The organism is Actinopolymorpha sp. B9G3 (genome assembly GCF_040120725.1).
Taxonomy (GTDB): domain Bacteria; phylum Actinomycetota; class Actinomycetes; order Propionibacteriales; family Actinopolymorphaceae; genus Thermasporomyces.
On sequence record NZ_JBEEAB010000004.1, the window covers coordinates 186727 to 200403 of the forward strand.

The window sequence follows — 13677 nt, forward strand, 5'->3', positions numbered from 1 at the left end:
CGAGTCGGCAACGCTTACCGCCCGACCGGGCTCCATGGTCGACGGTGGCGCCTCGGGACGTGCTGCTGGCGAGTGGGCCGGTCCTGGTCGGCTCCGGCGCTCCACCTTGCGAGGGGACTTGATTGGGTCTAGTTTGCCGAGAAAGCGCTTACCAGGCGGAGCGTCGCGGGACGGCGTGAGAGTCGCACACCCACGCGATGACCGGCACGACGGCGACCCGAGCGGTTGCCGGAAGGAGTTCGGATGACCACGCAGGATTCCTCGAAGGCACCGACGGCTGCGACGGTTCAGGCCGGTGGGAGCGAGCGGGCGAGGTACGCCGTGGTCGGCTTGGGTTCCAGGTCCCGGATGTTTACGACCGCGCTGCTCACCGAGTATCACGAGAGCGGTCAGCTGGTTGCGCTGTGCGATCCCAACCAGACCCGGATGGGCTATTACAACAAGAAGTTCGCCGACTCCTACGGCATCGCCCCGATTCCGACGTACGCACCGGACGAGTTCGTCCGCATGCTCGACGAGGAGCGGGTCGACACCGTGATCGTCACGTCGGTCGACCGTACGCACGACCACTACATCGTCACGGCGATGGAGAATGGCCGTGATGTCATCTCCGAGAAGCCGCTGACGACCGACGCGGACAAGTGTCAACGCATCCTTGACACCCAGCACCGGACCGGCCAGAAACTCACCGTCTCGTTCAACTACCGTTACGCGCCGCGCAACTCCGCGGTCAAGGACCTCCTCCAGTCCGGGGCGATCGGTGACGTTCAGTCGGTGCACTTCGAGTGGCTGCTCGACACCCGGCACGGCGCCGACTACTTCCGCAGGTGGCACCGCGACAAGCGCAACTCCGGCGGCCTGATGATCCACAAGGCAAGCCACCACTTCGACCTGGTGAACTGGTGGCTCGGCACAGTGCCGGAAACGGTGTTCGGATTCGGCGACCTCCGCTTCTACGGCCGCGACAACGCCGAACGCCGCGGCGAGGTCGTCCGGAGCTATCGCAGCCACGGCAGCCCCGACGGCGAGAAGAATCCCTGGGCGATCAGTCTCGCCGACGACCCGACCCTGCGCGCGCTCTATCTCGACGCCGAGCACGAGGACGGCTACCTGCGCGACCGCAACGTGTTCGCCGACGGCATCAGCATCGAGGACGACATGTCGGTGCTCGTCCGCTACGCGACGGGCGCGACGATGACCTACCACCTCACGGCGTACTCCCCGTGGGAGGGCTATCGCGTTATGTTCAACGGTACGAAAGGGCGCCTCGAGCTCAACGTCGAGGAACGTTCGTACGTCAGTGGAACGGCGCAGGATCCGAACAAGCCTGGCGCGGGTGCGGCGAAGAAGGCGCCGCCCATCGACCGTGCGCAGCTGATGATCCGTCCGTTGTGGGATGTGCCCCAGCCGGTCGAGGTCGAAGAGGGCGCCGGCGGCCACGGTGGTGGTGACCGGCGCCTGCTCAACGACCTGTTCGGTGAGGTCAAGGAGGCCGACCCGCTCGGCCGTGCCGCGACCCACGTCGACGGTGCGTACGCGATGCTGGTCGGCGCGGCGGCGAACCGTTCCTTCGCGAGCGGCCTGCCGGTGCGGATCCGCGATCTCGTCGACTTCCCCGGCGGACGCTGACCGCAAGGCGGGCGCCAGGCTGTTGTGAGTGGCAGGGCGCGGCGACGGGAGTGGGGTCAGCCGGTGGCCACGACTTCGTACCGCTCGCCTGTCCGGGCTTGCATCGTCACCAGAGTGCCACTGCGGTGATGGTCGACGAGATCGCCGGTCGCGCACTGGATGAGAACGTAGCGACCGTTGGCAAAAAGCGTGCTCACCAGCCGCAGCTTGACGTCCCGGCCGGGGGAGGAGAAGTGGATGCGGGTAGGTAGTCCGCCCGCCCACGCGATGTCCACGATGACGCCTCCGCGGCCACGCAGGCCGGTGACGGTGCCCTGGCGCCAACTGGAGGGCAGTGCGGGGAGGATGTGGAGCGTCGCTCGGTTCTCGCCGTCCCACCGGCTCTGGAGCAGCATCTCCGCCATCCCGGCTGTCGCGCCGAAGTTCCCGTCGATCTGGAACGGTGGGTGCGTGTCCCAGAGGTTGGAGAGCGTGGAGTGCCGCAGAAGCTCGCGCAGCATCCGGTGCGCGTGGTCACCGTCGTGTAGTCGCGCCCAGAAGTTGATCTTCCACGCCTTGCTCCACCCGGTGCCGCCGTCGCCGCGCGCCCGCAAGGTCGCCATGGCAGCTTGGGCCAGCTCCGGAGTCTTGCTGGGCGAGATCCGTCCGCCAGGGTGGAGTGCGTAGAGGTGCGAGACGTGCCGATGGTCGTCAGTGGCGTCGTCGACGTCTGCTTTCCACTCCTGCAGTTGTCCCCAACCACCGATCCGGAGTCCGGGGTCGAGTCCCCGCAGTGCGGTGGCGAGCCGCCGGCGAAACGCCGGATCCTCACCGAGGACCTCGCTCGCCGCAATCGTGTGTGCGAAGAGGTCTGCCACCACCTGCTGCGCCATGGAGGCCCCCGCCGTCACCGGTCCGTGCTCGGGTGAGTAGCTCGGCGAGACGACCAGCAGGCCGTCATTGACGTCGGGTACGAGGAAGTCGAGCCAGAACAGTGCCGCCTCGGCCATGATCGGAAATGCCTTCGTACGAAGGAAATCCACCTCACCGCCGAACTCGTAGTGTTCCCACAGGTGCCGGCACAGCCATGCTGCCGCCTCGGGAAACCAGAACGACGTCGGGTGGTCGCGTACGCCGGCGAACCCCCAGACATTGGTCTGGTTGCCGACGATCCAGCCGCTGGCTCCGTCGAGTTGCTTCGCGGCGTCGCGACCGGCTGGTCTCAACGCATCGATGAAGTCGACGAGCGGGGTGACGGACTCGGCCAGGTTGGTGGCTTCGGCGGGCCAGTAGTTCATCTGCAGGTTGATGTTGACGTGATAGTCACTCGACCATGGCGGTGTCGGTGACGCGTTCCACACGCCTTGCAGGTTGGCGGGCAGCGAACCGGGTCGCGACGAGGCAAGGAGCAGGTAGCGCCCGTACTGGAAGAACAACGATTCCAGCGCACGAGAGTCCGGGCCGGTCCCGTCGTAGCCAGCGAGCAGTTCGTCGGTGGGAACCGTCGTGTGTGGGGGCGCCCCGATGTCCAGACGCACCCGCCCGAACTGCCCGGCGTAGTCGGTGACATGGCCCGTACGCAGAGCCGAGTACGGTTGCGCCGCGGCGGCGTTGATCCGGCGCGAAACCTTGCGATGGGGCTTCTTCCCACGGTAGCTGGGATAGCGTTCGGCATAGTCGGTTCCCAGGCAGAGCAGCAGCGTCGCGGCCCGGGCCTCCCTGACTGTCACCGAGTCTTCGCCGTCGAGCAGGGAACCGTCCTCGGCCACGACGAGAAGCTGACCTTCGTAGCGCAGTCCGTTGTCGGGAAGGGATCCCCGGATCGTGATCCGGCCGTCGTTGACGTGCACCCGTGCGTGGGGATTCGGGGACTCGAAACGCACGGTCAGCGACAGTTTTCCGGCCTGGCTCGCTTCCAGCCGGGAAGCGATGACGCCATCCGGGTAGCTCGCGAGGTGCTCACGCGAGTAGTGGATGCCGTCGATGTCGTAGTCCACCCGGGCGATCGCGGTGGTGAGATCGAGACTGCGCCGGTAGTTGTCGGCGCTGACGCCCGCGTCGTGCACGTCGATGTACACGTCACCGAACGGTTGGTACGCACCGAACGCCCAGTCCCGCTGGCCAAGCTTCTCCGCCAGCCAGGCGGGTTCGGCGCTGCCGTGGGCGGCCAGGTGGTCGCGCACCTCCTGCAGCGCGCCCGCTCGCTGCCGTTCCCAGAGGCCGTACGCATAGGGGTGGCCGTCCTCCACAGCGCCAGGACCGCCTGTCCACAAGGTCTTCTCGTTCAGCTGGAGATGTTCGGTGGCGACTCCGCCGAACGCCATGGCACCCAGCCGCCCGTTGCCGATCGGAAGTGCCTCGCTTTCCCAGTCGGTCGCGGGTTGGAGGTACCAGAGGGTGAGGGCATGGGGAAACGAGGTGGCAGTGTCTTCAGCCATCGATCGGATGGACGTGATGACGAGCCTCCTGACGGTGGTCGGGATGTGGCTCGGACTGGCCTTCGATCGTACATCTGATGTTTTCGGCTCGTCAGAGATTTGATCTTTCCGCCAGCTCTGCCGCTGTCCGCCGGCACACATGCGTCCGGTCGCTTCCCGGGCCGAACGTGTCGAGCCGGAAAGCGACCGGATGTGTGTGCGTTCAGTTGTCGTTCACGGTTTGGTTGCGTTGACCCGAGCCGAGGATCAGCCGAAGCAGTTCTCGACCGGGTCTCCGCTGTCCGCGCAGTTGGATGGCCGGTTCTTGGTGATCTCCGACTTTTCGTCGACCTCGGCCGTCCCGCCCTCCGTCCTCGCTGTGGTGCAGCGCGACGTTGCTGCCGACGACGGCAATGATGCCGCCGCCCGAGCCGTCTGGACTGGCGATGGAGTTCGCGTTGATCTTGCTGTCGTTGGCCGCCACTTCGCTGGCGAAGCTGAACAGTCCACCGCCAAAACCGCTCGACCGATTCTGGACCAGGCTGGTGTGCGTCAGGTACGTCGTGGAGAGGAAGGTGTCAAGGCCGGCACCGGCACCTGCACAAGCGCGGATTCGAGGTGCGCGTCGTCAGGTGGGGAGGGTCGACGCGGTGGGTTTCGATGATGTGGAATCGACGTTCGGGGTCGAGAAATTCCTGAACTACAACGACCCCGGGTCCCGTGTTCGGGAGCCGGCGGCCGTCGCTGGAATTCCGCGGTAAACCGGAAAGGACGGGCAGGAGTACGGCGAATGGATTCTGCCGGGTGGATACTCTGGCGACTTCCGGCGCTCAGGAAAGTGTCAGCCAGATCGTCGTGTCCGACGGGAGTTCGTCACCGGAGAGCGGGCCGCTTGACAGCAGGACCTTCTCGTGCGGCGGCAGGGCAACCGAATCCGTGCCGAAGTTGACCACACAGCAGAAACGGCCGGGCCGTTCGAACGCCAACAGGTCTTCGGCGAGATCGTTCCGCCACCGCAAGGTCGCATCTGCCAACCCTGGCAGCGATCTGCGCAGCGCCAGCGCCGTCCGGTAGAGCTCCAGAACCGACTCCGTGTCGCCGGTCTGTGCATCGACGCTGAGCGCCTTCCACTCAGCCGGCTGGGGGAGCCACGGCGCGGCCGAGCCGAACCCGAGCGCCGGGGCGTCACCCGTCCACGGCAACGGGACCCGGCAGCCGTCGCGGCCGCGTACTGTGCCACCGCTGCGGGTCCAGATCGGGTCCTGCAGGGTTCCGACCGGAAGGTCCTCCACCTCGGGCAGGCCCAGCTCGTCGCCCTGGTAGACGTACGCGCTGCCAGGCAGGGCAAGCATCAACAGTGCGGCGGCGCGGCCGCGGCGGGTTCCCAGCGCGATGTCGGCGGGACCGTCGGCGGCGGTCCGCCGCCGCAGGAGGCCGCCCGCCCGGCCGTACCTCGTCACGTGCCGTGGTACGTCGTGGTTGGACATGACCCAGGTGGAAGGTGCGTCTACTGCGGCGAGGGTCTGGAGATTGTGGTCGATGGAGCGACGGAGGTCCGCGGCGTTCCACGCGCACTTGAGGAAGTCGAAGTTGAACGCCGTGTGCAACTCGTCCGGTCGCAGGTAGCGGGCCAGCCGGTCGCTCTCGGTGCGTACCCACGCTTCGGCGACGAAGACCCGGGAGCCTTCCGGGGTGTCGGCGTACGAGTCGGCGATTCGGCGCCACTCACGGTAGATCTCATGAACGCCGTCGCGGTCCCAGTGCGGGTGGTCTGCGATGTCGGGTTCAGCGAGGAGCTCTTCCTCGTCGAGGCCGATGTCGGGCAGGCCGGTGTGCTTGTCGAGCCCGTGGGCGACGTCGATCCGGAACCCGTCGACGCCACGGTCGAACCAGAAGCGCAGGATGTCGGCGAACTCGTCGCGTACCTCTGGATTGGTCCAGTTGAGGTCCGGTTGCTCGGAGGCGAACAGATGGAGGTACCAGTCGCCGGCCGCACCGGTGCGTTGCGCCTCGTCGTGCTCACTGTTCGGTACGCCGTCGTCGACCCGGGTCCAGGCGGGGCCGCCGAAGACCGAGCGCCAGTCGTTGGGAGGTTGTGCGCCGTCGGGTCCCTGGCCAGGACGGAACCAGTACCGCTCCCGGGCCGCCGAACCCGGTCCGGCTTCGACCGCCGCCACGAACCACGGGTGCTGGTCGGAGGTGTGGTTGGGCACGATGTCGAGGATCACCCGCAGGCCGTGCGCGTGCGCCTCGGCGATCATCGCCTCGGCCTCGGCCAAGGTTCCGAACTCGGGTGCGATGCCCCGGAAGTCGGCCACGTCGTAGCCCCCGTCCGCCATCGGCGAGGCGTACCACGGGGTGATCCAGACCGCGTCGACCCCGAGGTTCGCGAGGTAGGGGAGTCGGGACCGGATCCCCGCGATGTCGCCGATGCCGTCGCCGTTGCCGTCGGCGAAGCTGCGGATGTAGATCTGGTAGATCACGGCGGTTCGCCACCATGCGGCGGGCGGTGTCGTGGTCATGACGGCCTCTCGGTGCGGTCGGGCTGCGGTCGATCAGCTCGGCTGGGCTGCGGTCGGTCAGCTCGGCTGGGCTGGCTCGTCGGCCGAGCGTCTCACGGTCTGGATTGGCTGGGTCTGGATGTGGCTGGGTCTGGATGTGGCTGGTCTGGATGTGGCTGGGAACCAGATCAGCGCAGCAGGTTGGGGCGCTGGCCCGGCGCCGCAGGTCCGGGGTCGGCCGGACCAGCGTCGGTCGGACCGGTGTCGGTCGGTCCGGTGTTGACCAGGGAGTTGGCGGCCATGACGAGGTAGGCCCAGAGCTCCTTCTCGTACGCCGGATCGAGGGCGAGCTCGTCGACCGCCGCGCGCATGTGTGCGAGCCACCGGTCGCGGGCATCGTCGGTCACCGCGAAAGGGACGTGCCGCATGCGCAGCCTCGGATGGCCTCGCTGCTCGGAGTAGGTGCGCGGACCGCCCCAGTACTGCTCGAGGAACATCCGCAGGCGCTCCTCGGCCCCGGCGAGATCGGGCTCAGGGTAGAGCGGACGCAGGACAGGATCGTCCGCGACGCCTTCGTAGAAGCGCCGGACCAGGCGTACGAACGTCTCGTGGCCACCGATGGCGGCGTAGAAGGTGCCGGCGTACGCATCGGGTTCCGGGGCGTCCGCGCCGCCCGTGATCGGGATGCCAACGTCCGGATCCTGCCCGGCCTGGGGGTTCTGCGGTTGCTCGCTCATCGCCGTCCATTGTGACAACCGGGACCAAGTCAGTGAACACCGCTCCGGATACCTGGACGATGCACGGCAATTCGCCATGTTGCACGCCGAATGCGCCGCGCATCGCGGGGGATGATCGCGCGCACATGATCACGTCCGCCCCAGGACGCGGGCGGCATGGAGGTGGCAGGCGACTCCGGCGGCACCGGGCTCGGCGGCACCGGGCTCGGCGGCACCGGGCTCGGCGGCACCGGGCTCGGGAGGCGTCGTGGCGACGCTGGCGGTGGTGCCGGCTTCGATGATCTCCACAGGGGTACGCCGGCAGGACTCGGCTACGCCGGCGGCCTCCGCCGCGCCGGACGCGAGCTCCTGACACCGGGGATGGAACCTGCACCCGGCCGGGATCTGCGTCGCGTCGGGTGGTTCGCCGGCGAGGACGATCGGCGAGGCGATCGGCGAGTCCGGCAGTACCGACACCAGCGCACGCGTGTACGGATGCCGTGGATCGGAGAGGATCCGCTCGACCGGACCGGTCTCGACGATCCGCCCGAGGTACATCACGGCCAGCCGGTCGGCGATGCTCCACGCGAGCCCGAGGTCGTGGGTCACCACGAGCGCCGCCAGACCGAACTCCTCCCGCAGCCGCAGTAGCAGCGCCAGGATCTCGCCCCGGACGGACGCGTCGAGCGACGCCACCGGCTCGTCGGCGATGATCACCTTCGGCTCGAGGACCAGAGCACCCGCGATCACCACGCGCTGGCGCTGCCCACCGGACAGCTCATGGGGGTACGCCAGGAAGAACCGCTCCGGCGGGCGCAGTCCGCAGACTGCCAGCGCGTCGGCCACCCGGTCGCGTTCGTTGCCGGTGATCCCGTGGATGCGCAGCCCCTCGGCGACGGCCTCGTAGACGGTGTGTCGGGGGTTGAGCGCGCCCGTCGGGTCCTGCAGGACGAGTTGGACCGAACGCCGGTACGCCTTAAGAGCGCCGGTGCTGTAGGTCAGCGGTTGGCCGGCGTACGCGACCGTGCCGGCGGACGGGCGGACGAGGCCGAGCAGGGTCCGCGCCAGGGTCGTCTTGCCGCAGCCCGACTCGCCGGCGAGTGCCAGGACCTCACCGGGGGCGAGGTCGAGGTGGACGCCGTCGACGGCGCGGGCGGTCCGCCCACCACGGACGCGGAAGTCGACTCGCAGGTCACGCGCCGACAGGATCGGTTCGCTCATGCGGCGTTCCTTCCCTTTCCGCCTCGCTGCTTCGTGGGTGTTCGACCGGAGGCCAGCAAATCCTCGCCCTCGCGGGCCAGCCTCCAATGACCACGCTGAGCAGCCCTGTGGAGTCTGACCAGGCGTCCATGCCTGTGTCGGGTCCCGGTGGCATGCTCAGCGTGGTCATTCTCGGCACGGTCATGCTCAGCGTGGTCATTGTCCGGACCCGTGCGGCGAGCCCGACGACAACGGCGGCGCCCCGGCTGCGCGTACGCAGGCGGCGCGACGGTCACCGCCGTCGACCGGCCACAGACCTACGTCGGCCGTCGAGCACTCCGGCAGCACCACCGGGCACCGCGGATGGAACGGACACCCCGACGGGATCGCGGCCGGGTCGGGTGGATCGCCGCCCAGCCCGCGGGGGCGCCCACGCGAGCCCGGGTCACCAATGGTCGGAAACGCCGCCGCCAGCGCTCCCGCGTAGGGATGCGCCGGGGAGGTGAAGACCGACCGGGCGGGACCGACCTCCACGACTCGGCCCGCGTACATCACCGCGAGCCGCGCACAGGTGGACGACAGCACCGAGAGGTCGTGGCTGATCATGAGCAGACCGATCCCGCGCTCGGCGACGAGGCCGGCGATGAGGTCGAGCACCTGGGCCTGGATCATCACGTCCAGCGCCGTGGTCGCCTCGTCGGCGATGATCAGCCGCGGCGAGCAGGCGAGAGCCATCGCGATCATGACCCGCTGCCGCTGGCCCCCGGAGAGTTCGTGCGGGTAACTGGCCGCCCGCCACGTCGGCAGGCCCACCTGGGTGAGAAGGTCGGCCGCCCGCTGATGGGCCTGCGCCTCGGTGACCTTCTCGTGCAGCAGGATGGGCTCGGCGATCTGTCGACCGATCCGGTGGACGGGATTGAGCGCGTGCATCGCACCCTGGAAGACGATCGAGCTGCCGGCCCATCGCACGGCCCTGAGCTGTCCCCACGACATGGCGAGTACGTCGTCGCCATCGAGCAGCACCTGTCCGGTCACCGTCGTACCGGCGGGAAGGAGCCGGAGCAGCGCCAACGCGAGCGTCGACTTGCCACAGCCGGACTCGCCAGCGATGCCGAGCGTCTCACCGACGTCGAGGGTGAGGTCGACGCCACGCACGGCCGGTACGTCGCCACGGGTGCCGTGGTAGGTGACCGCGAGGTCGCAGACGTCGAGGAGCACCATCGCCAGCCCTCACCGCCCCCGCAGCCGCGGGTTGAAGACGGCCTCCAGCGCGCGCCCACACAGCGTGAAGCACAGGACGACCACCAGGATCGCGAGGCCGGGTGTCAGGAGATACCACCAGGCGCCGTAGGTGATCGCTCCGGAGGAGTTGGCCCGGCTCAACATGCCGCCCCACGAGATCCGCGACGGATCACCCAGCCCGAGGAACGCCAATGTCGCCTCGGCAAGGACCGCGCTCGCCACCTCGAGGGTGGTGCTGGCGAGAACGAGAGGCATCACGTTCGGGAGGACGTGCCGGGTCATCTGGTGCCAGTGACCCGCACCGAGGGCCCTGGCGCGTTCGAGGTACGGACGGGCTTCCACGGCGAGAGTCTGCGCCCGGATCAGCCGTGCCGTGCCGGCCCACGACGTGACGCCGATCGCGACGATGATCGTGGTGAGGCTCGGTCCGAGAACCGCGGCGAGGGCGATCGCGAGTACCAGCCGCGGCAGAACGATGAACCAGTCCGTGATCCGCATCAGCAACCCCGCGAACCATCCGCCGAAGTGCCCCGCCGTGATACCGACGAGGGTGCCGATGCCCATCGCCAGCAGAGTCGCCGTCACGCCGACCAGCAAGGAAATCCGGGCCCCCCACAGGATGAGGAGCAGAACTGACCGACCGGACTCGTCCGTACCGAGGAGGAAGCGTGCACTCGGTGCCTCCAGGCGTTCGCCGGTGACCTGGGTGACGTCGAGGCCGCTCTCGTCGGTGAGGAGCGGTGCCGCCAGCGCGAGCACGACGATGAGGACCATGCCGGTGAGCCCGGCGACGCCCACTCGCTGCCGCCGGTAGTCACGCCAGAACCGCGTCAAGGCCGCCTTGCGTCGCTCCCAGGCGACCGCGCGACCCGATGCCAGCCCGGCCGTGTCGGGTGCCCCGGTGGTGCTCATGCGTGCCGCACTCTCGGGTCGAGGAACCGGTAAACGAGGTCGGCTGCGGTGTTGGCGAGGATCACCGCGGTGGAGAAGAACAGGAACGTCCCCTGCAGGAGTGGCAGGTCGGGGATCTTCAACGCCTGGTAGGCCAGCAGTCCGAGACCCGGCCAACTGAACACCGTCTCGGTGAGGATCGCGCCGCCGACCACGCTCCCGAGTTGGAGGAACACCAGCGTCACCGTGGGCAGCAGCGCGTTGGGTACCGCGTGCCGGCTGCGTACCTGGGCGTCCCGCAGGCCCTTGGCGCGCGCCGTCGTGAGGTAGTCGTTGCCCATCTCGTCGAGGATCGACGACCGCATGACAAGGACGTACTGCGCGTAGATCACCGCCGTCATCGTGACGACTGGCAGGACGAGATGGTGCAGGGTGTCGAGCGTCTGCGGCCAGAACTCGTCAGGGGTACGCGGCGCGACCATGCCGTTGATCGGAAAGAGCCCGAGATAGCGCGCGAACACCATGATGACGAGCATCCCGAACCAGAACGTCGGCGCCGACCAGAGCGTGAGCGAGACCCCGACCTGCGTCTTGTCGAACCTGCTGCCCTGGCGCCAACCCGCCCGCGTCCCGATCCACAACCCGAGGGAGGCGGCCAGCACGAGCGCGGTGCCGGTGAGCAGGACGGTGGCGCCGAGGCGTTCGAGGATGAGGGTCGTGACCGGCTGCTGGTACTGGTAGGACTCGCCGAGGTCGCCGGTCACCACCCCCCGCAGGTAGGTGAGGAACTGCAGGCCGAGCGGATCGTCCAGGCCGAGCTTCTCCCGTAGCGCCGCGCGTTCGGCCGGCGTGGTGGGCACGTCGCGGGTCAGCGCGTCGACCGGGTCGCCGCCGAGGATCCGGAAGAGGAAGAACGCCGAGAACACCACCATGAGCAACGAGAGCGCGGCACCACCGAGTTTGCTCAGGAGGTAGCGGGCGAAGCCGCCTGCACCCAGGCGGGCCCCGGCACCCTCGTGGCCTGGGTCCCCGCCGGCCGCATCCGGTCCGCCGGTGGCCGCGTCCGCCGACCCCTTCGAGTCGGCGGACCGCGCCACCAGCGATGGATCCATCGCCATGAGTGGCCGGCTACTCCCGCTCGTCCGCGGTCTTGCGCCGGCGTACGACGACGAACCCGGCGGCCGCGGCGATCAGCACGACAGCGGCACCGCCACCGACGAAGAGCGCGACGCGCGAGCCGCCAGCATCCTCGGCCTCGATCGGCCTGGCCGACATGTACGCCCAGTTGCCCTGCTGGCCCGAGATCATGCCCCGCGTGGACGGCTGCTTGATGAACCCGGTCCAGCGGTCGCTGCGGTATGCCTCGAGCGTGTCGGCATAGCGGAGAGTGATGACCGGGGCGTCGGTGTAGAGGATCCGCTGCATCTCCTTGACGATCGCCGCCCGCTTGGCGATGTCGCTCTCGGCCTTCTGCTGCTCGTGCAGCCTGTCGTAGGCCGGGTTGCAGTAGAAGGTGTCGGTGTCGCGCTGCGTCCCGCTCGCGTCGTCGGGTAGGACGCCGCACGTGTGCAGGCTGAGGATCGACGTCGGGTCGGGGCCGACCCCCCAGCCGGAGAAGATGATGTCGTACCGGCCGAGGTAGAGGTTGTCGTTGAGCTTGGTGAAGTCGGCGGCCTCGATCGTCACCTCGATCCCGATCTGCTTCCACCAACCCTTGAGAAACTCGGAGTCGGTCGCCTCTGACGGTGTGTCGGAATGGTTGAGCAGGCGGAACTTCAGCGGCTCGTCCGAGTCCGGCATGCGTCTGATCCCGTCGGACCCGCGTTCGTATCCCGCCTCGTCGAGGATCTGGTTGGCTTTGTCGATGTCGAACGTCACCTTGTCCGCGTCGCTCGGCTCGTAGTGGTAGGTGTCGAAGATCGGCGGGATGTAGCTGATGCCGGGCAGAGCCATGCCGTCGTTGACCTTGGCGATCAGCTCGTCCTTGTTGGTGGCGTAGTGGATCGCCTGTCGGACCGCCTTGTCCTTTAGTGCGGGATGGCCGTCACCGAACTCCTTGCCGTCCTTCGTACGCGCCCCCATGTTGAACGTGATGGCGCCGAACCGGCGGTTCGCCGCCCGGTTGAGGGTGATGCCGGCCTTGCCGTCGAGGGCTTTGTACGCGGCGGGCGTCAGGCCACTCACCACGTCGACCTCGCCGGCGATGAGCGCCTGCACGCTCGCGTCCGGCGTCTTGTAGTAGCGGAAGACGAGCTCGTCATAAGCCGGCGCGCCTGCCCAGTAATCCTTGTTGGCCTTCAGCCGGATGAACTGGTCGGTCTTGAACTCCACGACCTGGAAGGGTCCCGAGCCGACCAGCGGGAAGTCGAAGTTCTTGAAGTCGCCGACCTTGCCCTCGTGCTTCTCCCAGATGTGCCGGGGGACGATGGCGTTGTCGAGCGCCAGCATCTGGTTGGTCGGGCGCTTGAGTCTGATGACCAGGGTGGTGTCGTTGGGGGCGTCGACGCTGGAGAAGTTCTCCACCAGGTCCGACGACGACGCGCGGGCGTCCTCGTCGGTCATCATCAGGTTGTAGGTGAACTCCGCGTCGCGCGCCGTCAGCGGAGTGCCGTCGGAGAACTTCACGCCCTTGCGGATCGTGTACGTCCACGTCAGGTGGTCCGCCGACTCCTCCCACTTGGTCGCGAGGCCTGGGACCGGCTTGAAGTCCGTGGCACTCCAGTCGATCAGCGAGTCGTAGCTCAACCCCGCGACCGTGTAGCCGATCGCGAAGAACGACATGAACGGGTTGAACGTGTCGACCGACTGCGACGCCGCGACGACCAGCTGCGTGGGCTGCTCCTCCTCGGCGAGTGCGCTGGAGGGGAGGACGAGTGCCGTGACGCACGCGAACGCCGCCAGCAGGGCGGTCGCGTGACGCCATCGAGCCGTCGCGATGCGCATCAGACACTCCTCGGAACGGCGCTCGGGCCGAGCGCTCGGGTCAGGCGCTCCCAGGCGGGGCGCTCACGGGGGGAGAAACTTTCTACCATTGATCACGCCTGGGCGGTAAGTGATCGCGATGCTGCCGTGGTCACGGCGTCGCGGTCAAGTGATTGCGGG

Annotated in this window: 10 protein-coding genes; 1 reads left to right on the forward strand and 9 read right to left on the reverse strand. The window is 68.2% G+C overall.

All coding sequences use genetic code 11. The annotated features are described in order from the left end of the window. The first annotated feature begins 243 nt into the window (after positions 1-243). A complete protein-coding gene (locus ABNF93_RS09725; RefSeq protein ID WP_349327544.1) occupies positions 244-1629 on the forward strand; it encodes a Gfo/Idh/MocA family protein in 1386 nt (461 codons plus the stop codon). A 56-nt stretch (positions 1630-1685) separates the two neighbouring features. On the opposite strand, the gene ABNF93_RS09730 is transcribed toward ABNF93_RS09725, so the two are convergent. From ABNF93_RS09730 to ABNF93_RS09770, 9 genes are all read right to left on the reverse strand, one after another. Then, positions 1686-4046 (reverse strand): glycoside hydrolase family 95 protein, encoded by a 2361-nt coding sequence (locus ABNF93_RS09730; protein ID WP_349327545.1) that lies wholly within the window; start codon positions 4044-4046, stop codon positions 1686-1688. Between the two features lie 202 nt (positions 4047-4248). Beyond that, positions 4249-4509, reverse strand: coding sequence for a hypothetical protein (locus tag ABNF93_RS09735; protein WP_349327546.1), 261 nt, complete (start codon positions 4507-4509; stop codon positions 4249-4251). 346 nt (positions 4510-4855) lie between these two features. Then, positions 4856-6547 carry a glycoside hydrolase family 13 protein gene (locus ABNF93_RS09740; protein ID WP_349327547.1) on the reverse strand — a complete coding sequence of 564 codons (1692 nt, stop codon included), beginning with the start codon at positions 6545-6547 and terminating at the stop codon, positions 4856-4858. A gap of 167 nt (positions 6548-6714) precedes the next feature. Next, on the reverse strand, positions 6715-7263 hold the full coding sequence (locus ABNF93_RS09745; protein WP_349327549.1) for a globin: 549 nt from the start codon (positions 7261-7263) through the stop codon (positions 6715-6717). A gap of 129 nt (positions 7264-7392) precedes the next feature. Then, positions 7393-8463 (reverse strand): ABC transporter ATP-binding protein, encoded by a 1071-nt coding sequence (locus ABNF93_RS09750; RefSeq protein ID WP_349327550.1) that lies wholly within the window; start codon positions 8461-8463, stop codon positions 7393-7395. A gap of 195 nt (positions 8464-8658) precedes the next feature. Next, positions 8659-9663, reverse strand: coding sequence for an ABC transporter ATP-binding protein (locus tag ABNF93_RS09755; protein ID WP_349327552.1), 1005 nt, complete (start codon positions 9661-9663; stop codon positions 8659-8661). A 9-nt stretch (positions 9664-9672) separates the two neighbouring features. After that, positions 9673-10596, reverse strand: a complete 924-nt coding sequence (locus ABNF93_RS09760) for an ABC transporter permease (RefSeq protein WP_349327554.1) — start codon at positions 10594-10596, stop codon at positions 9673-9675. Next, on the reverse strand, positions 10593-11693 hold the full coding sequence (locus ABNF93_RS09765) for an ABC transporter permease (RefSeq protein WP_349327555.1): 1101 nt from the start codon (positions 11691-11693) through the stop codon (positions 10593-10595). The genes ABNF93_RS09760 and ABNF93_RS09765 overlap by 4 nt, the downstream gene beginning before the upstream one ends. Before the next feature lie 10 nt (positions 11694-11703). Then, positions 11704-13518, reverse strand: coding sequence for an ABC transporter substrate-binding protein (locus ABNF93_RS09770; protein WP_349327556.1), 1815 nt, complete (start codon positions 13516-13518; stop codon positions 11704-11706). Positions 13519-13677 lie beyond the last annotated feature (159 nt).

Bases quoted from the DNA above. Each gene is read 5' to 3' on its own strand.
- ABNF93_RS09765 (WP_349327555.1), bottom strand. From the start codon at position 11,693: ATGGCGATGGATCCATCGCTGGTGGCGCGGTCCGCCGACTCGAAGGGG.
- ABNF93_RS09760 (WP_349327554.1), bottom strand. From the start codon at position 10,596: ATGAGCACCACCGGGGCACCCGACACGGCCGGGCTGGCATCGGGTCGC.
- ABNF93_RS09730 (WP_349327545.1), bottom strand. From the start codon at position 4,046: ATGGCTGAAGACACTGCCACCTCGTTTCCCCATGCCCTCACCCTCTGG.
- ABNF93_RS09745 (WP_349327549.1), bottom strand. From the start codon at position 7,263: ATGAGCGAGCAACCGCAGAACCCCCAGGCCGGGCAGGATCCGGACGTT.
- ABNF93_RS09755 (WP_349327552.1), bottom strand. From the start codon at position 9,663: ATGGTGCTCCTCGACGTCTGCGACCTCGCGGTCACCTACCACGGCACC.
- ABNF93_RS09740 (WP_349327547.1), bottom strand. From the start codon at position 6,547: ATGACCACGACACCGCCCGCCGCATGGTGGCGAACCGCCGTGATCTAC.
- ABNF93_RS09725 (WP_349327544.1), top strand. From the start codon at position 244: ATGACCACGCAGGATTCCTCGAAGGCACCGACGGCTGCGACGGTTCAG.
- ABNF93_RS09750 (WP_349327550.1), bottom strand. From the start codon at position 8,463: ATGAGCGAACCGATCCTGTCGGCGCGTGACCTGCGAGTCGACTTCCGC.
- ABNF93_RS09770 (WP_349327556.1), bottom strand. From the start codon at position 13,518: ATGCGCATCGCGACGGCTCGATGGCGTCACGCGACCGCCCTGCTGGCG.